The organism is Pseudomonas sp. KBN10P06128, from assembly GCF_037574945.1.
GTDB classification, from domain to species: domain Bacteria; phylum Pseudomonadota; class Gammaproteobacteria; order Pseudomonadales; family Pseudomonadaceae; genus Pseudomonas; species Pseudomonas aeruginosa.
On the sequence record NZ_JBBELR010000001.1, the window covers coordinates 1,092,080 to 1,111,853 of the forward strand.

Sequence of the window (19,774 nt, forward strand, 5' to 3'; positions counted from 1 at the left end):
GTAGCATACATGACCCCCACTCCTGTCGATAGCCCGCGCCGTTTGTCGCCGGGGGCGGTTCAGCCGAACGGGAACGCTAAGCTTGCCCTATGGGCCGTCGATGGCTGGCTGCCCAGTGGTACCTTCAGAGGTGTTCGATGGCTGAGCTGCAACGCGCGAGTGTGACGGGAGGTGGGCTGTACGAGAGGCTGCTGCAGCGTCTCGCCCTGGCTCTGGATGAAGCGGATACGGCCGAGCGCCTGCGTGACGAGCATCCCACGGAGCTTGAGTTGCGTGGTTTGAGCGAAGCGGAGATGGGGCTGATACGCGCCTATCTCGACCAGGACCTGCACTGGTTGCGCGGCTGGCATGCGGCCGCCGAGGAGCTGGCGCTGCTCGAGCGCCAGCCCGGCAGGACACCCCGGCCGCCCCGGTCGCAACCGCCGGCGCCGCGTCGGCACGTCTCGTTGAAACAGCGGCAACTGCTCTGTGCGCTCTGCGGTGCGCCGGTGCAGTGGAGCAAGGGGCATGGCGTGTTGCCGTGCGGCCATTGCGGCTCGCAACTGTTCCGTTCGGGCAACGGCCGCTAGGGTCTCTTTCCGGGAAGTTTCGCCAGGCGTCGCGCAATCCTTTAGATTGCCTCTTCCGACAGGGAGGGGGCGATGCCGATCCGTTATTTCTTCAAGCAACTTCTGCTGCCGCCGGGCGGCCTGTTGCTGCTGCTGTTTTTCGCTTTCTGGTGGCGCACCAGCCGACCGAGGCTGGCGCGGCTGTGCGGTGTCTGCGGGTTCTTCGGTCTGTGGCTGATGAGCATGCCGCTCAGCGTGGAGTGGATGGGGCGCTGGCTCGAAAGCGAACCGGCCCTGCTGGCGGAGGATCTGCCGGGCCTGGCGCAGCGCGCCGACGCCATCGTCATCCTCGGTGCCGGCCGGCAGACCAACGACCCGGCCTGGGGCGACGATGCGCCGAGCCTGCTGGCGGCCGAGCGGCTGCGCTATGCCGCGCGGCTGGCCAAGACCTCGGCGCTGCCGGTACTGATCAGCGGCGGGTTGCATTACGGGCGCCCGCCCAGCGAGGCGGCGCTGATGGCCAATGCCCTGTTGCAGGACTTCGGCGTGCCGACGCGCTGGCAGGAAGGTCTCAGCCGTACCACCTGGGAAAACGCCACCCTGAGCGCCCCGCAGTTGCGCGAGGCCGGCGTGCGCCGGGTGGTGCTGGTGACCCAGGCCTGGCACATGCAGCGGGCACGCTGGAGCTTCGAGCGCCAGGGGTTCGAGGTGATCCCGGCGCCGGTCGGCTTCCTCGGCGGGGCCAACCTGCGGCCCTTCGGCGGCTGGCTGCCGGAAGCGCAGGCCTTCTGGCAGAGCGGCATGCTGCTGAACGAGGCGATCGGCCTGGTCGGCTATCGCCTGTTCTACCGCTGAGACGCAACCGGCGCCGCAGGGGCGCCGGTCTATCCAGGAGGGGCTGGCTTCAGCCGAACAGGCGTCGCTCCTGCGGGCGCAACTGGCGGCCGAGCAGAGCCCATAGCAGCAGCACGCCGGCCAGCCCGGCCAGCGGCCAGACGCGGTATTGCAGATAGGGCGTCAGGCCCTGCATGGGAATAACCTCGCCGCGCAGGATGCCCTGCTGGAACTGCGGGATCTGCCGGACGATTCGGCCATAGGGATCGATCAGGCCGGTGACGCCGTTGTTGGTCGCGCGGATCATCCAGCGACCGCTTTCCAGGGCGCGCATCTGCGCCATCTGCAGGTGCTGCAACGGGCCTATGGAAGTGCCGAACCAGGTGTCGTTGCTCACTGTCAGCAACACCTGGCTCTGCGCCGCGAGCGCGGCAGCGAACTCCGGGTAGACCACTTCGTAGCAGATGTACGGGGCGATCTCGTAGCCCTTGGCCTTGAGCAGCGGCTGGTCGGCCGGGCCGCGAGCGAAGTCGGACATCGGCAGGTCGAAGAAGGCGATCAGGCCGCGCAGCAGGTCCTGCAGCGGCACGTACTCGCCGAACGGCACCAGCTTCTGCTTGAGGTAGGTGCCCGCGCCTTCGCCGACCACGGTGATGCCGTTGAAGTAGCGACTCTTGCCGTCGGCGAGACGTTCGCGCACCGGGACCCCGGTGATCAGCGCGGCGTTCTTCTCGTCGGCGACCTGGCCCATGGCGCCGAGGTAGCCGCTGGCCATGTCCTGGAGAATCGGCACCGCGGTTTCCGGCCAGACGATCAGGTCGACGTCCTGCTGCGGCAGGCTCAGGTCGCGGTAGAGGTCGAGTTGCGCGCGGACCTGATTCGGGTCCCATTTCAGCTCCTGGGCGATGTTGCCCTGGATCGCCACTACCCTCAGCGGTTCGCCGGCCGAATGGGTCCAGGCGTGGCCCTTGAGATAGAGGCCGGCCGCCCACGGGCCGAGCAGCAGGACCAGCCCCAGAAGCAGGCTGGCACCGTGCGGGAAGAGGCGCGGCAGGTTCACCAGCAGGGCCGCGCTGAGGGCGATGACGAAGGAGGACAGCCATACGCCACCCACCGGCACCAGCCCGGCCAGCGGTCCCTGCAACTGGCTATAGCCGGCGTAGAGCCAGGGGAAACCGGTAAGGAACCAACTGCGGAACAGCTCCAGTGCCAGCCACAGGGCGGCGAACGCCAGGGCGTCGCCCAGCGGCGCGTTGTCGCGGCGCAGGCAGCGCGCCCACAGCCAGGCCGGCAGGGCGAAGAAGAAGGCGACGCCGGCGGTGAAGCCGAGCATGAGGAAGCTCGCCAGCGGCACCGAGGCGGCGCCGTAGTCATGGATACTGACGTAGATCCAGCTGGTGCCGGCGCCGAACGCGCCGAAACCGTACCACCAGCCGCGCCACAGGGCGGACTTGCCGGGAAGGCCGCGCAAGCCGAGATAGAGCAGGGCGATCGAGAGGATCGCCAGCGGCCAGTAGTCGAAGGGCGCCAGGGCCAGGGGTGTGAGCGCGCCTGCGGCGAGTGCCAGCAGGTGTCCGGGCCAGCCGGGACGAGAAATCCAACGCATCGAATGTCCTTAGAGCCTGTTCAATGTCCGACTGCGCAGACCGGGGCCGCCTTCGGCTGCCGGACGGCAACGTCCGCGGCGACAGGGGAGTCTGGCGCAAGGCGCAAGAGTAAAGGAGGGGCTGGCGAGACGCCAGAAGGACGGCGCGGGAAGATGCCCCCTCCGCCGCGGCGGAGGGGGCGCGCTCAGTTCTGCAGGGGAGACAGGCGCAGCAGATGGACGCGGCGGCTGTCGGCGTTGAGTACGCGGAAACGGAACTCGCCCAGCTCGACCACTTCGTTGCGCTTGGGCAGGTGGCCGAAGGCGCTCATCACCAGGCCGCCCACGGTATCGAATTCCTCGTCGGAGAATTCCGAGCCGAAGAAGTCGTTGAAGGCGTCCACGGGGGTCAGTGCCTTGACGATGAAATCGCCGCTGGGCAGCGGCTTGATGTAGCTGTCCTCCTCGACGTCGTGCTCGTCCTCGATATCACCGACGATCTGTTCCAGCACGTCCTCGATGGTCACCAGGCCGGCCACGCCGCCGTATTCGTCGATGACGATGGCCATGTGGTTGCGGTTGGCGCGGAATTCGCGGAGCAGCACGTTGAGGCGCTTGGATTCGGGGACGAAGGTAGCCGGACGCAGCAGTTCCTTGATGTCGAAGGGACGCTCGTCGTTGTGCAGGATCAGTGGCAGGAGGTCCTTGGCCAGCAGTACGCCCATGACGTCGTCGAGGCTTTCGCCGACCACCGGGTAGCGCGAGTGGGCGGCTTCGATGATGGCCGGAAGGAATTCCTTCGGCGTCTGGGTCGAGCGGATGCTCATCATCTGCGAGCGCGGCACCATGATGTCGCGCACCTGCAGGTCGGCGACCTGGATCGCCCCCTCGACGATGGACAGCGCCTCGCTGTCCAGCAGCTTGTTGTCGTGGGCATCGCGCAGCAGCTCGAGTAGCTCCTGGCGGTTTCTCGGCTCGTGGGCAAAAGCCTGGGTGATCTTGTCCAGCCAGGACTTGTGCCCGTTGCTCGATCGGTCTTCGCTCATTTTTCCTTGCTCGGTGGCTCTTCGTCGTCGCAGGCGTACGGATCGGGATGACCCAGTTCCGCCAGCAATTCACGTTCCAGTGTTTCCATTTCTTCCGCTTCGGCGTCGTCGATGTGGTCGTAGCCGAGCAGGTGCAGGCAGCCGTGGATCACCAGGTGGGCCCAGTGGGCCTGCAACGGCTTGCGCTGTTCCAGGGCTTCGCGGGCGACCACCGGGGCGCAGATCACCAGGTCGCCGAGCAGCGGGATATCGAGAAGCTCGTCCGGGACATCGGCGGGGAAGGACAGCACGTTGGTCGCGTAGTCCTTGTGCCGGTAGGTGCTGTTCAGTTCCAGGCCTTCGGCCTCGTCCACCAGGCGGATGGTCAGCTCCGACTCCGGACGCTGGCGCAGGGCCAGTTCGCACCAGGCGCGGAACTGCGCTTCGGAGGGCAGGTCCGGGGCGGCGCTGGCGACCTGCAGGTCGAGCTCAAGCGGCATCGTGACCGCCCTTGCCCGTTCCCTCGACCGGCCGCACCTGGCCTTGCTGGCGGCTCTCGTGGCGCTCGTAGGCTTCGACGATACGCTGCACCAGCGGGTGGCGGACCACATCCTTGGGCTTGAAATGGGTGAAGCTGATGCCGGGGACGTCCTGCAGGACCTCGATCACGTGCTTGAGGCCGGAGCGGGTGCCGCGGGGCAGGTCGACCTGGGTGACGTCGCCGGTGATCACCGCGGTGGAGCCGAAGCCGATCCGGGTGAGGAACATCTTCATCTGCTCGACGGTGGTGTTCTGGCTCTCGTCGAGGATGATGAAGCTGTTGTTCAGCGTGCGCCCGCGCATGTAGGCCAGCGGCGCGACCTCGATGACGTTGCGCTCGATCAGCTTGGCCACGTGTTCGAAGCCGAGCATCTCGTAGAGCGCGTCGTAGAGCGGGCGCAGGTAGGGGTCGATCTTCTGCGACAGGTCGCCGGGAAGGAAACCGAGCTTCTCGCCGGCCTCGACCGCCGGGCGCACCAGCAGGATGCGGCGGATCTGCTCGCGCTCCAGGGCGTCGACGGCGCAGGCCACGGCGAGGTAGGTCTTGCCGGTGCCAGCCGGACCGATGCCGAAGTTGATGTCGTGGTCGAGGATCGCCTTGACGTAGCGCTGCTGGTTGGCGCCGCGCGGGCGGATGTGCGCCTTGCGCGACTTCAGGGTGACCTGCGGCGCGCTCTGCAATTCCTCGAGGTCTTCCAGGCCGGACTCCTGCAGGTACAGGTGCACGGTGTCGGGAGTGAGATCGGTGCCGTTCTGCGCCTCGCGGTAGAGACGCTGCAGCAGGCGTTCGGCGACCTTGGTCCGGCGCGGTTCGCCGGCCAGTTCGAACTGGTTGCCGCGGTTGCGGATCTCGATGTCGAGGCGTTTCTCGATCTGGTGGAGATGCTCGTCGAACTGCCCGCAAAGTGTCGCGAAGCTGCGGGCGTCGAACGGCTCGAGGATAAAGCGATGAAGTTCCTGGGGGGCGTTCAAGGTGTTCTGTCGTACTCGCCAGTGGCTGATTGATAGGGAAGAGAATAACCGCTGGATATCGTCGCGCAAAGTTGCCGTATCGCGGCGGCGCTTTCCCGGTTCCCGCTGAAACGTTGGTGCACCGTGGCGGCGGGAAGGTTCAGCGAGCCCGCCGTACGGTCGTCGGCCTCAATGCAGGGTGCTGTCGATCAGGGTGCCGCGCAGCGAGTGCGGCAGCGCGTCGTCGATGTGCACCTGGGCGAACTGGCCGATCAGGCGTGGATTGTCGCAGCGGAAGTTGACGATCCGGTTGTTCTCAGTACGCCCCTGGAGCATGCCCGGGTCCTTCTTCGAGAAGTCGGTGACCAGGATCCGCTGGGTGCTGCCGACCATGCGCCGGCTGATCTCGTAGCCTTGCTGGTGGATGCGGCTCTGGAGGATCTGCAGGCGCTGTTTCTTCACTTCTTCCGGCAGGTCGTCGGCGAGGTCGGCGGCGGGCGTGCCGGGCCGCGCGCTGTAGATGAAGGAGAAGGAGAAGTCGAAGCCGACGTCCTCCACCAGCTTCATGGTCTGCTCGAAGTCCTTCTCGGTTTCGCCGGGGAAACCGACGATGAAGTCGGAGCTGATGCAGATGTCCGGTACCGCGGCCTTCAGCTTGCGGATACGCGACTTGTATTCCAGCACGGTATGGTTGCGCTTCATCGCCGCCAGCACGCGGTCGGAGCCCGACTGCACCGGCAGGTGGATGAATTTCACCAGCTCCGGCACCTCGGCGTGGGCCTGGATCAGCGCGTCGGAGAATTCCAGCGGGTGCGAGGTGGTATAGCGGATGCGCTCGATACCGTCGACGGCGGCGACCACCCGCAGCAGTTCGGCGAAGTCGGCCAGGCGGCCATCGTGGGTCAGGCCACGGAAGCCGTTGACGTTCTGTCCCAGCAGGGTGACTTCGCGGACGCCGTTCTCGGCCAGGTGGATCACTTCGGCGATCACGTCGTCGAATGGTCGGCTGACTTCCTCGCCGCGGGTGTAGGGCACCACGCAGAAGCTGCAGTACTTGCTGCAGCCTTCCATCACCGAGACGAAGGCGGTGGGGCCATCGACCCGCGGTTCCGGCAGGCGGTCGAATTTCTCGATTTCCGGGAAGGACACGTCGACCTGCGGCTTGCGCGTGCTGCGCGCGGCGTCGATCATTTCCGGCAGGCGGTGCAGGGTCTGCGGGCCGAAGACCACGTCGACATAGGGCGCGCGCTCACGGATCGCGGCGCCTTCCTGGCTGGCCACGCAGCCGCCGACGCCGATCACCAGGTCGGGATTCTGCTGCTTCAGCTCGCGCCACATGCCGAGCTTGGAAAACACCTTTTCCTGGGCCTTCTCGCGGATCGAGCAGGTATTGAGCAGGATGACGTCGGCCTCGGCGGCGTTTTCGGTCACCTCGAGGGCTTGGTGTTCACCGAGCAGGTCCGCCATTCGCGACGAGTCGTACTCGTTCATCTGGCAGCCGTGGGTTTCGATGAAAAGCTTCTTGGCCATGCGCTTCGTCGGACAGTTCGAAAAGGACCGCGCATTATAGAGGGCGGGGCCCCCGGTTCCTAGCGTTGCTGGCCGAAAGGCTGTGCTATGATTCGCGCCCTTCATTTTCCGGCATTGCTTTCCCCGCCATGAACAAGCGCGAAAACCCCATCTACAAGGTGATTTTCCTCAACCAGGGCCAGGTCTTCGAGATGTATGCCAAGCAGATCTACCAGAGCGATCTGTGGGGCTTCCTGGAAATCGAGGAGTTCGTCTTCGGCGAGCGCACCCAGGTGGTGGTGGACCCCAGCGAGGAGAAGCTCAAGGCGCAGTTCGAAGGCGTTCTGCGCAGCTTCGTGCCGATGCACGCGATCGTCCGCATCGACGAGGTCGAGCGCCTGGGTACGCCGAAGATCAGCGAGGCCAAGGGCGCGGGCAACGTCATGCCGTTCCCCATGCCGATGCCCGGCAAGAGCGACTGATTCGCGAAAGGGACGTCAGGGCAGCGGCGCGAAGGGCGTGACGCCGCCGGCAGTCTGCAGTTCGATCAGGTAGTTGCGGAAGATCTGCCCCAGCACCCGGGTGGCGATGTCCAGTTCGTCGCGGTTCATCTGCTCGGCTACCAGGTCGGCGCTGTCCAGGGCGTCCTCGGCGCCGTTCACCGCTGCCATCTTCAGCACGATGTAGGCCTGTACGTTGTTCGCCGGAACCCCTTCGCCACGGAAGAACATGGTGCCGAGGTGGTACTGGGCCTGGGCATGGCCCTGTAGAGAAGCTTTCTCGAACCAGTTGAGGGCGGCCTGGAGGTCGCGCGGGATGCGCTCGCCGTCGTAGAAGAATTCGCCCAGTTCGTATTGCGCCTCGGCGTCGCCGCCATTGGCGACCTGCTGGCAGGCGGCGAGCGCCTGTTGCAATTCTTCGGGAACGGTGTTCAGCGCGCAGCGGCCGGTCGCTGGAATCAGCAACGAGTTGCCTCCCGCCTGCGCGAGCAGCGGCTGGAGGATCAACAGGCAACCCAGGGCGAGGGTGCGGCCGGTACGGAACATGAGGGGAAGACACCTCCTGGATCGGGGCGGGCAAGGGCTGCCCGGCCAACGAAATGCGCTGACCCTCACATTATGAAATAAGCCGACGCCTCCTTACAAAGTCTTTACTGTCTTTTCGGGAACTTTGTCGGCGCGTTTATGCATTTCGGCTAGGAAGGCGTTCCGGCGGGGTGGAGGGCGGCGCCCGGGAAGGGCGCCGCGAAGAGGGTCATTTCAGCGCGGCGAAGGCTTTTTCGGCGGCGTTCAGCGTGATTTCCAGCTCCTTGTCGCCATGGGCGATGGAGGTGAAGCCGGCCTCGAAGGCGCTAGGCGCAAGGTACACGCCACCGTCGAGCATCAGGTGGAAGAAGCGCTTGAAGCGTTCGACGTCGCTGGCCATCACGTCCTCGAAGGTGACGATGGCGTCGGCGCCGCTGAAGTACAGGCCGAACATGCCGCCCGCCTGGGTGGTGACGAAGGGGATGCCGGCGGCGTCCGCGCGCTGTTGCAGGCCGTCGAGCATGCGCGTGGTGTAGGCGGTCAGTTCGTCGTGGAAACCGGGGCGGCTGATCAGGCGCAGGGTGGTCAGCCCGGCGGCCATCGCCAGCGGGTTGCCCGAGAGCGTGCCGGCCTGGTAGACCGGGCCCAGCGGGGAAATCTGCTGCATGATCTCGCGCTTGCCGCCGAAGGCGCCCACCGGCATGCCGCCGCCGATGATCTTGCCGAAGGTCGACAGGTCCGGGGTGACCCCGTAGTAGGCCTGGGCGCCGCCGAGGGCGACACGGAAGCCGGTCATCACTTCGTCGAAGATCAGCACCACGCCGTGTTCGTCGCAGGCTTCGCGCAAGCCTTCGAGGAAGCCCGGCGCCGGCGGCACGCAGTTCATGTTGCCGGCAACCGGCTCGACGATGATGCAGGCGACCTCCTTGCCGACTTCGCCCAGGGTCTTGCGCACCGCCTCGATGTCGTTGAACGGCAGGGTCAGGGTGTGCTTGGCGAAGGCCGCCGGAACGCCCGGGGAGTTCGGCACGCCGAAGGTCAGGGCGCCGGAGCCGGCCTTCACCAGCAGGCTGTCGGAGTGGCCGTGGTAGCAGCCTTCGAACTTGATGATGCTGTCGCGCCCGGTGTAGCCGCGGGCCAGGCGGATGGCGCTCATGGTCGCCTCGGTGCCGGAGCTGACCATGCGCACCATCTCCATCGACGGCACCATGGAGCAGACCAGGTCGGCCATTTCCACTTCCAGCGCGGTCGGCGCGCCATAGGACAGGCCGTGGTCGAGTTGCCGGCGCACCGCGTCGAGCACGTCCGGATGGCTGTGGCCGAGGATCATCGGGCCCCAGGAGCCGACATAGTCCACGTAGCGCTTGTCGTCCTCGTCCAGTACATAGGCGCCTTCGGCGTGCTTGAAGAACAGCGGGGTGCCGCCGACGCTCTTGAAGGCGCGCACCGGGGAGTTGACCCCGCCGGGAATGTGTTTCTGGGCGTTGTTGAACAGCGTTTCGGAACGGGACATGGCTAGCTCTCTATCTCTCGGGCGAGGCGCGGAGGCGTCAGGCAGGTTCGAACAGGGCGCTGAAGGCGCGGGCGCGGCGTTCCACCTCGGCGGCGGACGCGGCGGCGAACAGCGCATGGATCACGGCGACCAGATCGACGCCGCGGGCGATCAGGCCGGGCGCGGTGTCGAGGCTGATGCCGCCGATGGCGGTGATCGGCAGGTGCAGGCGCGGCCGGGCCTGGTCGAGCAGTTCGACGCTGGCGGCGGGGGCGCCGGGTTTGGTGCTGGAATTGAAGAAGCGGCCGAAGGCGACGTAGCTGGCGCCCTCGGCCACCGCCTGCTCGGCCAGTTCCAGTTGGGCGTGGCAGGTGGCGCCGATGATCGCCTGGCGGCCGAGCAGGGCGCGCGCCGCCGACAGCGAACCGTCGGTCTGGCCGAGGTGCAGGCCGACGCCCAGGCGCGCGGCGAGTTCGGCGTCGTCGTTGACGATCAGCTGCGCGCCGTGGCGTTCGCAGAGTTCGCGCAGGCTTTCCGCCTCGCGCAGGCGCCGCGCCTGGTCGCTGGATTTGTCGCGGTATTGCAGCAGGCGCGCGCCGCCGCGTAGCGCGGCTTCGACGTAGGGCAACAGGCGGCCGTCGTCCAGTAGCTGGCTATCGGTGATGGCGTACAGGCCGCGCAGTTTCATCGGCTGGCTCTCAGTGACAGAAGTCGGTGGGCAGGCGGCGCGGCACGTATTGGCCGTGGCCCGGACTCTCGGCGTCGCGCAGGGTCCGCCAGGTGTAGTCGAGGGCGCTCTGCACGGCGCCGTGCAGTGCTTCGCCGAGGGCGATGCGACCGGCCAGGGCGCTGGCCAGGGTGCAGCCGGAGCCATGGTAGCTGCCGGGCAGGCGCTGGCAGGTGAAGGTGCGGCGGCTGCCGTCGCGGCTGTACAGGCGATTGTGCACTTCGCTTTCGTCGCCGTGTCCGCCGGTGATCAACAGGTGCTCGCAGTGTTCCAGCAGGCGCTCGGCGCACTGGTCGGCGCTGCCCTCGGGCAGGTCGGCGAGCAGGCGCGCTTCCGGCAGGTTCGGCGTGGCGATGGTGGCGCGCGGCAGCAGCCGCTCGCGCATGGCGAAGCCGACGTCGCCCTTGCCCAGCGCACCGCCGCCGCCGGCGCGCAGCACCGGATCGCAGACCACCGGCAAGTGCGGGTGGGCGGCGAGGATCTCGGCCACCGTGTCGACCATCTCCAGCGAACCGAGCATACCCAGCTTGACCGCCGCGACGGGCAGGTCGGCGAGTACGGCGTTGGCCTGGGCCAGCACCCACTCGCGGTCGAGGACGCGGAAGTCGCTGACGTTGACGGTGTCCTGCACGGTCAGCGCGGTGACCGCCGGGGCGGCGTGGCAGCCCTGGGCGAGCAGGGCTTCGATGTCGGCTTGCAGTCCGGCGCCACCACTGGGGTCGTGACCGGACAGGCAGAGCACTACGGGGCGGGAAGTCGGTGTTTTCATGGCGCGTGAGCTTACCACTAAAAGCGCTCCGTGGCGGCTGCGCGGACGACCTTTCGGGCGCCGCGCCCGGGCCCTGCGTGACACGTCCCGGGCCTGATGTGGCGTGGCGTGTGCTAAAGTTCGGCGAATATTCATACAACGCTCGCCAAGGGCGGACCATGACGAGGGAGGTGGGGCTCCCGGTCCGTTCGAGGAGCACTGCGGGGCATCATGCGGCACTGGCTGATTCTCTTTCTTCTTGCGTTGCCGTGCCTGGCGGGTGCGGTGAGCTTCAACGAGCAGGTCGAGCGCCTGCCGCTGGGGCAGTCCATCGACGTGTTCGAGGACGTGCGCGGTAGCGCCGATATCAACGACATCACCTCGCGGGCCATCGACAGCAGCTTCCGCCGCCATGACAAGGACGTGCTCAATGCCGGCTATTCGCGCTCGGTGTTCTGGTTGCGCCTGGACCTGGACTACCGGCCGGTCGCCTCCAGCGATCCGCGCACCTGGCTGCTGGAGCTGGCCTACCCGCCGCTGGACAAGCTCGACCTCTACCTGCCCGATGGCCAGGGCGGCTACCGCCTCGCCCAGCGCACTGGCGACACATTGCCGTTCGCCAGTCGGCCGATCCGGCAGAACAACTACCTGTTCGAACTCGGCCTCGAGCCGAACAAGCCTCAGCGTGTCTACCTGCGGCTGGAAAGCCAGGGGTCGATCCAGGCGCCGCTGACCCTGTGGTCGCCCAAGGCCTACCTGGAGGAGCAGCCCGAACGCATCTATGTGCTCGGCATCATCTATGGCGTGCTGCTGGTGATGCTGATCTACAACCTGTTCATCTTCCTCAGCGTCCGCGATACCAGCTATCTCTACTACATCCTCTATATCGCTTCGTTCGGGCTCTACCAGGTCTCGGTGAACGGCGCCGGCATCGAGTACTTCTGGCCCGACAGCCCCTGGTGGGCGAACGCCGCCACGCCATTCCTGATCGGTTCGGCGGCGCTGTTCGGCTGCCAGTTCGCGCGCAGCTTCCTGCATACCCGCGACCACAGCGTGTGGGTCGACCGCGGCCTGCTGGCGCTGATGGCGGTCGGCGCGCTGGTCATGCTGATGGCGCTGACCATGAGCTACGCCGTGGCTCTACGCCTGGCCACCTACCTGGCGCTGGCCTTCACCGGCCTGATCTTCGCCGCCGGCATCCTCGCCTGGCTGCGCGGCATGCGCGTGGCGCGCTATTTCATCATCGCCTGGACCGCCTTCCTTCTCGGCGGCATCGTCAATACCCTGATGGTCCTCGGCTACCTGCCGAACATGTTCCTCACCATGTATGCCAGCCAGATCGGTTCGGCGCTGGAGGTGGGCTTGCTGTCGCTGGCACTGGCCGACCGGATCAACGCGATGAAGGAGGAGCGCGCGCGAATCCTCCAGGAGTCCAGCCGCAAGCTGGAAGCGCTGAACCAGGAACTGGCCAACAGCAACCGCCTGAAGGACGAGTTCCTCGCCACCGTCACCCACGAACTGCGCACCCCGATGAGCGGGGTGATCGGTTCGCTGGAGCTGATGCAGACGGTACCGATGGACGTCGAACTCGCCGAGTACCAGCGCACCGCCGCCGGTTCGGCGCGGGACATGATGCGGATGGTCAACGACATCCTCGCCCTCATCGAACTGCAGGCCGGCAAGCTCTACCCGCGCCGCGAGCCGTTCAGCCTGCGCGGCCTGTTCGACAGCCTGCGCGCGCAGTACGCGCCGCGCGCCGAGGAGAAGGGCCTGCGCTTCGCCCTGCAACTGGACGACAGCCTGCCGGACACCCTCGAAGGCGATGCCGGCAAGCTGGCCCAGGCGCTGGGCTACCTGGTCGACAATGCGATCAAGTTCACCGCCAGGGGCAGCGTGACCCTGCGCGTCGCCGCCGGGCGTACCCATGACGGGGTGGCGCTGCGGGTGGAAGTGATCGACACCGGCATCGGTTTCGACATGGCCGCCGGCAGCGACCTCTACCAGCGTTTCGTCCAGGCCGACAGCTCGTTGACCCGTGGCTACGGAGGCCTCGGCATCGGCCTGGCGCTGTGCCGCAAGCTGGTGGAGCTGCTTGGCGGCGAGCTGACCCACGAGTCCCGGCCGGGACAGGGCAGCCGCTTCCTCCTGCGCCTGCAACTGACCCAGCCGGCCCAGGGCCTGGCGCCGCCGCCGCGGCGCGCCGGCGGGCAGGCGGTGCGGCGTCCCGAGGAGTGCACGGTGCTGGTGGTGGAGGACAACGCCATCAACCAGTTGGTGACTCGCGGCATGCTGCTCAAGCTCGGCTACCGGGTGCGCACCGCCGACAACGGCAGCGAGGCCCTGGAGTTGCTGGCGCGCGAGCGGCCGGACGGCGTACTGCTCGACTGCCAGATGCCGGTGATGGACGGCTTCGCCACCTGTCGGGCGATCCGCGCGCTGCCCGGCTGCGCGGAACTGCCGGTGCTGGCGTTGACCGCCCACAGCCACAGCGGCGATCGCGAGCGCTGCCTGGCGGCGGGCATGAGCGACTACATGGCCAAGCCGGTCAAGTTCGAAGAGTTGCAGACCCTGCTGCACGATTGGCTGCTGTGCCAGCCGATCGTCACCAAGTCCGCCTGAAGCCTTTCCGCGGCTGGCTGAAATGCCGGCCTGCGCGACCTGTATGTCTCTTTAGGCAAAGCCTGAAGCGTGATTCACTGGGAAAAAGTGAATCCGGATTCAGTCATGGTCTATCGTGTCACCGAACGCCGCCTGCAACGCGATTCCGCGCTGCGCGAGCGCATCCTCCAGCTAGGCCTGCGGCGTGTCGCGGAGGGCGGTTTCGCCGCGCTGACCATGCAGGCCCTGGCCGACGACGCGGGGATCGCCACCGGCAGCCTGTACCGCCACTTCCGGGGCAAGGGCGAGCTGGCGGCGGAAATCTTCCGCCGCGCCAGCCAGCGTGAGGTCGATGCCCTGGCCGTGGTCCTGCGCGGTCCCGGCGCGCCCGCCTGGCGCCTGGCCGAGGGCTTGCGGCGCTTTGCCGCGCGCGCCTGGAGCAGCCAGCGGCTGGCCTTCGCCCTGATCGCCGAGCCGGTGGATCCTGAAGTCGACGAGCAGCGCCTGCGCTATCGCGAGGCCTACGCCGCACTGTTCGTCGAACTGCTCGAGGAGGGCCGGCGCAGTGGCGCATTCCAGCTTTCCCTGGTGCCGCTTGCCGCGGCCTGCCTGGTCGGGGCCATCGCCGAGGCGCTGGTCGGCCCCTTGTCTCCCCCGGCGCGCGCCGCTCGCGACAGCGGCCAGCCGGAACCGAGTCTGGAGCCGGTGAGTACGGCTCTGGTGAACTTCTGCCTGCGCGCGGTGGGCGCGCCTGTCTGCGAGGAACCCTCATGAACCTGCACCAGTACGCCGAAACCCACGAAGTGACCAACCAGGTACCGTCGCTGGATGGCGCCAACCTCTACCGCCTCGACCTGCCTCTCCAGGAGTGGGTGCGTCGCTACCAGGGCGGCTGGGCCGAGGAGCGCCTGCAGCGCTACGGCGAGCTGGCCGGCGGCCCGCTGATGGCGGCCGGCTTCCTGGCCAACCAGCACAAGCCGGAGTTCCATAGCCACGACCGCTACGGCAACCGCGTCGACCTAGTGGAGTTCCACCCCGCCTACCACGAGCTGATGCGCGCCGCCATCGAACACGAACTGCCCTCGCTGCCCTGGACCGACCCGCGCCCCGGCGCCCAGGTGGCGCGGGCCGGGCTGTCCTACCTGCACAGCCAGGCGGAGGCCGGCACCGGTTGCCCGTTGACCATGACCTACGCCAGCGTGCCGGCGATTCGCCTGCAGGCGGACCTGGCCGAGAAATGGCTGCCGAAGATCCTCTCCCGCGAGTACGACCCGCGCAACGTGCCGATGGAGCAGAAGGCGGGCGTCACCATCGGCATGGCGATGACCGAGAAGCAGGGCGGCACCGACGTCCGCGCCAATACCACGCGGGCCTACCCGGTGGGGATTCCCGGGCCGGGGCAGGCCTACGAACTGGTCGGGCACAAGTGGTTCTGCTCGGCGCCGATGTGCGACGCCTTCCTCACCCTGGCCTACACCGACAAGGGCCTGACCTGCTTCCTGCTGCCGCGCCACCGGCCGGACGGCAGCCGCAACCAGTTCTACATCCAGCGCCTGAAGGACAAGCTGGGCAACTGGTCGAACGCCTCCAGCGAAATCGAGTATCGCGGCGCCCTGGCCTGGATGGTCGGCGAGGAGGGCCGTGGCGTGCCGACCATCATCGAGATGGTCGCCATGACCCGCTTCGACTGCATGATCGGCTCCAGCGCATTGATGCGTCAGGCGTTGACCCAGGCTGCCCACCATTGTGCCTACCGCAAGGTCGGCGGGCGGGTGCTGGCCGAGCAACCGCTGATGCAGAACGTGCTCGCCGACCTGGCCCTGGAAAGCGAGGCGGCGCTGGCCCTGACCCTGCGCATGGGGCATGCCCTGGACCGTGCCCACGACGAGCAGGAGGAGAAGTTCGCCCGCCTGGTCACCGCGGTGGGCAAGTACTGGATCTGCAAGCGTGCCCCGGCGATGATCAACGAAGCCTCCGAATGCATGGGCGGTGCCGGCTACGTCGAGGAAACCATCCTGCCGCGGCTGTACCGCGAGGCCCCGGTGAACTCGATCTGGGAAGGTTCCGGCAACGTGCAGTGCCTGGACGTGCTGCGTGCCCTGTCGAAGGAGCCGGGGGTGCTCGACGCGCTGTTCGCCGAACTGGGCGACGGCCATGGCGACGCCCGTCTCGCCGCGCACATCGGCAACCTCAAGGCGGCCTTCGCCGACACCGCCGACATCCAGTACCGCGCCCGCCAGCTCACCGAGGACGTGGCGATCGCCCTGCAGGCCAAGCTGTTGCTGGAAGCCGGCAACGCCGCGGTGTCCGACGCCTTCATCGGCAGTCGCCTGGGGGACGGCGGGCGGGTCTACGGCACCCTCCCGCGCGGCGTCGAGGTCGAGGCGCTGTTGGCTCGCGCCACCCCGCACCTGGCCTGAGGCGCGCCGCGATGCAGGCGCATCCGCGCTACCGGGAGCTGGTCGAGCAGGGCTTCGCCGCGGCCAGTTTCGTCGGCGACCTCGGCATCCGTCCGCTGGACTGCGGGCCGGGTTGGGTCGAAGCGGGGCTGGACATCCTGCCCCGCCACGCCCAGCAGAACGGCTTCATCCATGCCGGGGTCCAGGCGACCCTGGCCGACCATGCCGCCGGGGCCGCCGCCGCGACCCTGGTGGAGGAGGGACAGACGGTGCTGACCCTGGAGTTCAAGCTCAACCTGTTGCGCCCGGCGCTTTGCCAGCGCCTGTTGTGTCGCGCCGAGGTGCTCAAGGCCGGGCGCCAGGTGACGGTGGTCGAGGCCGAGGTGTTCGCCGAGCGGGACGGTCGGCGGCACCTGTTCAGCAAGGCCACCGTGACCATGGCGGTGGTGGCGCTGGCCGAATGAGGTAACGGGAGAAAAGCGCTGTGTTTTCCTGTCGGTACAGGCAAGATGTTTTCCATGCGAACCGACAGGAAGCCCACCATGAGTATCGATTCCGACGACGGGTTCGTCGTCGCCCGCACGGCCGAGGAGGCCGTCGACCGTCTTGCCGAGCTGCACCGCCAGGCCACCGCGGCGCTGAGCCAGGCGCTCAAGCGCTACATCAAGGAGCGCATCGAGCCGAGCGAGGCCGAGCGGCAGAACTTCCACTACCCGCAACTGCGCATCGGCTACCGCTGCCAGGGCGAGGTGCCGTCCACCACCCGCGCCTACGCCAAGGTCCAGGTGCCGGGCGAATACAGCGTCACCGTCACCCACCCCGACGCCTTCCGCAAGTACCTGCTGGAACAGTTGCGTCCGCTGATGGACGATTTCACCGTGCAGGTGCAGGTCGGCCCGAGCCAACAGGACATCCCCTATCCCTACGTGGTCGAGCAGGGCGATGAGCTGGCCGGCTCCGGGGTGACCGCCGCCGAGCTGGCGCGGGTGTTCCCCAGCACCGACCTGTCCGCCGCTTCCGACGACATCGCCGACGGCCTCTACGAATGGGAACGCGCCGACCAGTTGCCGCTGGCGCTGTTCGACGCCGCGCGGGTGGACTTCTCCCTGCGCCGCCTGGTGCACTACACCGGCAGCGACTGGCGCCACGTGCAGCCGTGGATCCTGCTGACCAACTACCACCGCTACGTCGACCAGTTCATCCGCCTCGGCCTGACCCGCCTGCGCGAGGACCCGCGCTTCGTGCGCATGGTCCTGCCGGGCAACGTGATCATCGAACGCGGGATGGACGAAGGCGAGGCCAACGCCATCGTCGCCGGGGTGGTCTGGCACCGCTACCAGATGCCGGCCTACCACCTGATCGCCGCCGATGGCGACGGCATCACCCTGGTCAACATCGGGGTCGGCCCGTCCAACGCGAAGAACATCACCGACCACCTGGCGGTGTTGCGTCCGCATTGCTGGCTGATGATCGGCCACTGCGGCGGCCTGCGGCAGTCGCAGACCATCGGCGACTACGTACTGGCGCACGCCTACATGCGCCGCGACGGCATCCTCGACCGCGCGCTGCCGCCGCACATCCCGATCCCGGCGCTGGCCGAGGTCCAGGTCGCCTTGCAGGAAGCCGCCGCCGAAGTCACCGGCGAGCGCGGCGAGTCGCTCAAGCGACGCTTGCGCACCGGCACCGTGCTCACCTACGACGACCGCAACTGGGAGCTGCGCTGGGCCCAGGAGCGGCCACTGATCAACCTGGCGCGGGCCATCGCGGTGGACATGGAGAGCGGCACCATCGCCGCCCAGGGCTACCGCCTGCGGGTGCCCTACGGCACGTTGCTGTGCGTCTCGGACAAGCCGCTGCACAGCGAGATTAAGCTGCCCGGCTCGGCCAACGCCTTCTACGAGCGCGCGGTGAACCAGCACCTGCGGATCGGCATCGCCGCCCTCGACCTGTTGCGCAGCCAGCTCAACTCGCTGCACTCGCGCAAGCTGCGGAGTTTCGACGAGCCGCCGTTCCGTTGATCGGAGGCGCCCCGGTTTCCGCGCGGAAACCGGGGCGCGCTTCTACGCCTCGCGGCGCCGAGGCCCTACAATGACGGCCCTTCGCCCTGCGTGGAACCGCGGCGCCTTCTGCCGGTCGGAACGACCACGCCTGCCATCGATGTGAGCCCCATGCCGTTCAGCGCCCCCACTCATCTCAGCAACCCGCTCCGTCGCTTCGCCCGCCGCCTGGTGCCCGATGCCGCGCCGGAAGTGGCAGCGCCGTTGCCGATGCCGGAAAGCCTGGCCGGCGAACCGTGGTTCTCGGTCGGTCGGGCGGTCGAAGCCCTCGGCGGCGAGCGGGTCGACGGCTGGATCCTGGAAGAATGGCGCGGCCTGGCCCTGCGCGCGCGTTTCAGCGCTTGCTGGCGCGATCCGCGCGGCAACCTGTGGAATGTCCTGCCGCAGGCGGGCGCCATCGCTTTCCTGGCCGACCCGCAGCGGCGCTACGAAGGCGTGCCGCTGGCCGACCAGTACCAGGCGCTCAGCCGCGATGTCCTGCTGGAAGACTACCTCGGCCTGCGGCGCCAACTGGCCCGCGCCGGCCTGGACGACGAGGCCCGCGAGCGCCTGGCCGGGATGGCCGGGCGCCTGGAAAGCTGGCTGGCCCTGGGCGGCCGTGGCGACCAGGCTTGTCCGTGCGGCAGCGGCAAGCGCTACCGCAACTGCTGCTCCCGCCTGGTGGCCCCGGCCTCCTGAGCGACGTTGCGCGGTGCGACGCGCCACTGCTCGCCGGGTTTCGGCGTGCCGAAGGTCGCCGGGTCCACGCCTTGGCTGCGCAGCGCCGCCTGGAGCGCCTTGGGCGGGTCGTCCTGCTGTTCGTCGGTGAGATTGAAGGTACCGAAGTGGATGGCCATGCTGGTCTGCGCCTGCAGCGTGCGATGGGCCTGCACCGCGTCGTCGGGATTCATGTGGTGGTCGCGCATGAACCAGCGCGGCTCGTAGGCGCCGATCGGCAGGGCGGCGAAACGCATCGCCCCGAAGCGCTGGTGGATCAGCCCGAACTCCGGGCCGAGCCCGGTATCGCCGGGAAACAGCAGCGGGCCGTCCGGCGAGTCGATGACGAAGCCGAGCCAGAGCGTGCGGTTGGTGTCGCTGCGGGTGCGCGACGACCAGTGCTGCACCGGTACGCCATGCAGCGTCAGGCCAGCGCCCAGCGGCACGGCCTGCCACCAGTCGATCTCCACGACGTCGGCGAAACCTGTCTGGCGGATCAGCCCGGCGTTGCCCAGGCCGCTGACTACCTTGGCCGTCGGCCAGCGCCGGTGGAGCTGGCGCAGGGTTTCCAGGTCGAGGTGGTCGTAGTGGTTGTGGCTCACCAGCACCAGGTCGATCGGCGGCAACTGGTCGAGCGTCAACCCGGGCGGATGGTGGCGCTTCGGGCCGATGAAGGCGAGCGGGCTGACCCGTTGCGACCAGACCGGGTCGGTGAGGATGTTCAGGCCGCGGTGCTGGATCAGCAGGGTGGCGTGGTTGATGTAGGTGATCCGCAGTTCTTCGCCGCGGGCGCGCTCGTTCACCCTTGGCGGCGTTGCCGTCGGCGGCAGGGCGACCCACGGGCGTTGCGGCGGGCGGTTCCACTGCCACTTGAGCAGGTCGCGCAGGCTCTTGTGCGCGGTCGGCTGGATATTGCGGAAACGTTCGCCGTCGAAATGGTCCGAAGGCGGACCCTGATAGGCGCTGCCAGCGCAGCCGGCCAGGGTCAGCAGGCTGATCAGCCAGGTGGGACGCAGGGAGGGCATGAGGGGATGCTCTTG

The 19,774-nt window shown here is 67.9% G+C and carries 19 protein-coding genes; 9 read left to right on the forward strand and 10 right to left on the reverse strand.

Annotation, left to right across the window (positions count from 1 at the left end; translation table 11 throughout):
- Nucleotides 1–137 precede the first annotated feature (137 nt).
- The gene (locus tag VQ065_RS05090) at nt 138–569 is read left to right on the forward strand and encodes a hypothetical protein (protein ID WP_023094417.1); all 432 of its coding nucleotides are present in this window, start codon (nt 138–140) and stop codon (nt 567–569) included.
- A 72-nt stretch (nt 570–641) separates the two neighbouring features.
- Nucleotides 642–1,403, forward strand: a complete 762-nt coding sequence (locus tag VQ065_RS05095) for a YdcF family protein (protein ID WP_003093163.1) — start codon at nt 642–644, stop codon at nt 1,401–1,403.
- A gap of 49 nt (nt 1,404–1,452) precedes the next feature.
- On the opposite strand, the gene lnt is transcribed toward VQ065_RS05095, so the two are convergent.
- The 5 genes from lnt to miaB form a co-directional block, all read right to left on the reverse strand.
- Entirely contained in the window at nt 1,453–2,988 is a 1,536-nt protein-coding gene (gene lnt / locus VQ065_RS05100) for an apolipoprotein N-acyltransferase (RefSeq protein ID WP_003093162.1), read from the reverse strand.
- Between the two features lie 185 nt (nt 2,989–3,173).
- On the reverse strand, nt 3,174–4,013 hold the full coding sequence (locus VQ065_RS05105; protein WP_003093161.1) for an HlyC/CorC family transporter: 840 nt from the start codon (nt 4,011–4,013) through the stop codon (nt 3,174–3,176).
- The gene (ybeY, locus tag VQ065_RS05110) at nt 4,010–4,492 is read right to left on the reverse strand and encodes an rRNA maturation RNase YbeY (RefSeq protein ID WP_003093160.1); all 483 of its coding nucleotides are present in this window, start codon (nt 4,490–4,492) and stop codon (nt 4,010–4,012) included. Before ybeY ends, VQ065_RS05105 begins: the two co-directional genes overlap by 4 nt.
- Nucleotides 4,482–5,504 (reverse strand): PhoH family protein, encoded by a 1,023-nt coding sequence (locus tag VQ065_RS05115; protein ID WP_003093159.1) that lies wholly within the window; start codon nt 5,502–5,504, stop codon nt 4,482–4,484. The genes ybeY and VQ065_RS05115 overlap by 11 nt, the downstream gene beginning before the upstream one ends.
- Before the next feature lie 168 nt (nt 5,505–5,672).
- Nucleotides 5,673–7,013 (reverse strand): tRNA (N6-isopentenyl adenosine(37)-C2)-methylthiotransferase MiaB, encoded by a 1,341-nt coding sequence (gene miaB, locus VQ065_RS05120; RefSeq protein ID WP_003093158.1) that lies wholly within the window; start codon nt 7,011–7,013, stop codon nt 5,673–5,675.
- Nucleotides 7,014–7,141: 128 nt separating this feature from the next.
- Between miaB and VQ065_RS05125 the strand changes: the two genes are divergently transcribed.
- Entirely contained in the window at nt 7,142–7,474 is a 333-nt protein-coding gene (locus VQ065_RS05125; protein WP_003093157.1) for a DUF1820 family protein, read from the forward strand.
- 15 nt (nt 7,475–7,489) lie between these two features.
- Here VQ065_RS05125 and VQ065_RS05130 read toward each other — a convergent pair whose 3' ends face one another.
- The 4 genes from VQ065_RS05130 to VQ065_RS05145 form a co-directional block, all read right to left on the reverse strand.
- Nucleotides 7,490–8,038 carry a tetratricopeptide repeat protein gene (locus VQ065_RS05130; protein ID WP_003093155.1) on the reverse strand — a complete coding sequence of 183 codons (549 nt, stop codon included), beginning with the start codon at nt 8,036–8,038 and terminating at the stop codon, nt 7,490–7,492.
- Nucleotides 8,039–8,246: 208 nt separating this feature from the next.
- Nucleotides 8,247–9,530 (reverse strand): glutamate-1-semialdehyde 2,1-aminomutase, encoded by a 1,284-nt coding sequence (hemL, locus tag VQ065_RS05135; RefSeq protein ID WP_003093150.1) that lies wholly within the window; start codon nt 9,528–9,530, stop codon nt 8,247–8,249.
- Nucleotides 9,531–9,567: 37 nt separating this feature from the next.
- Nucleotides 9,568–10,197, reverse strand: coding sequence for a thiamine phosphate synthase (gene thiE, locus VQ065_RS05140; RefSeq protein WP_003093148.1), 630 nt, complete (start codon nt 10,195–10,197; stop codon nt 9,568–9,570).
- 10 nt (nt 10,198–10,207) lie between these two features.
- Nucleotides 10,208–11,005 (reverse strand): hydroxymethylpyrimidine/phosphomethylpyrimidine kinase, encoded by a 798-nt coding sequence (locus VQ065_RS05145; protein WP_003100335.1) that lies wholly within the window; start codon nt 11,003–11,005, stop codon nt 10,208–10,210.
- A 210-nt stretch (nt 11,006–11,215) separates the two neighbouring features.
- On the opposite strand from VQ065_RS05145, the gene ladS reads away from it, so the two are divergent.
- From ladS to VQ065_RS05175, 6 genes are all read left to right on the forward strand, one after another.
- Complete coding sequence (gene ladS / locus VQ065_RS05150; protein ID WP_003093145.1) at nt 11,216–13,603, forward strand: hybrid sensor histidine kinase/response regulator LadS; 2,388 nt, start codon at nt 11,216–11,218, stop codon at nt 13,601–13,603.
- A gap of 105 nt (nt 13,604–13,708) precedes the next feature.
- Nucleotides 13,709–14,356 carry a TetR/AcrR family transcriptional regulator gene (locus VQ065_RS05155; protein ID WP_003093144.1) on the forward strand — a complete coding sequence of 216 codons (648 nt, stop codon included), beginning with the start codon at nt 13,709–13,711 and terminating at the stop codon, nt 14,354–14,356.
- The gene (locus VQ065_RS05160) at nt 14,353–16,002 is read left to right on the forward strand and encodes an acyl-CoA dehydrogenase family protein (RefSeq protein ID WP_003093142.1); all 1,650 of its coding nucleotides are present in this window, start codon (nt 14,353–14,355) and stop codon (nt 16,000–16,002) included. The genes VQ065_RS05155 and VQ065_RS05160 overlap by 4 nt, the downstream gene beginning before the upstream one ends.
- 11 nt (nt 16,003–16,013) lie before the next feature.
- Complete coding sequence (locus VQ065_RS05165) at nt 16,014–16,445, forward strand: PaaI family thioesterase (RefSeq protein ID WP_003093139.1); 432 nt, start codon at nt 16,014–16,016, stop codon at nt 16,443–16,445.
- A gap of 54 nt (nt 16,446–16,499) precedes the next feature.
- On the forward strand, nt 16,500–17,999 hold the full coding sequence (gene amn / locus VQ065_RS05170) for an AMP nucleosidase (protein ID WP_003119204.1): 1,500 nt from the start codon (nt 16,500–16,502) through the stop codon (nt 17,997–17,999).
- Between the two features lie 150 nt (nt 18,000–18,149).
- Nucleotides 18,150–18,716: an SEC-C metal-binding domain-containing protein gene (locus VQ065_RS05175; protein ID WP_003093133.1), complete on the forward strand. Its 567-nt coding sequence runs from the start codon at nt 18,150–18,152 to the stop codon at nt 18,714–18,716.
- Here VQ065_RS05175 and VQ065_RS05180 read toward each other — a convergent pair.
- Nucleotides 18,674–19,759, reverse strand: a complete 1,086-nt coding sequence (locus VQ065_RS05180) for an MBL fold metallo-hydrolase (protein ID WP_003093131.1) — start codon at nt 19,757–19,759, stop codon at nt 18,674–18,676. The genes VQ065_RS05175 and VQ065_RS05180 overlap by 43 nt on opposite strands.
- Nucleotides 19,760–19,774: the final 15 nt, after the last annotated feature.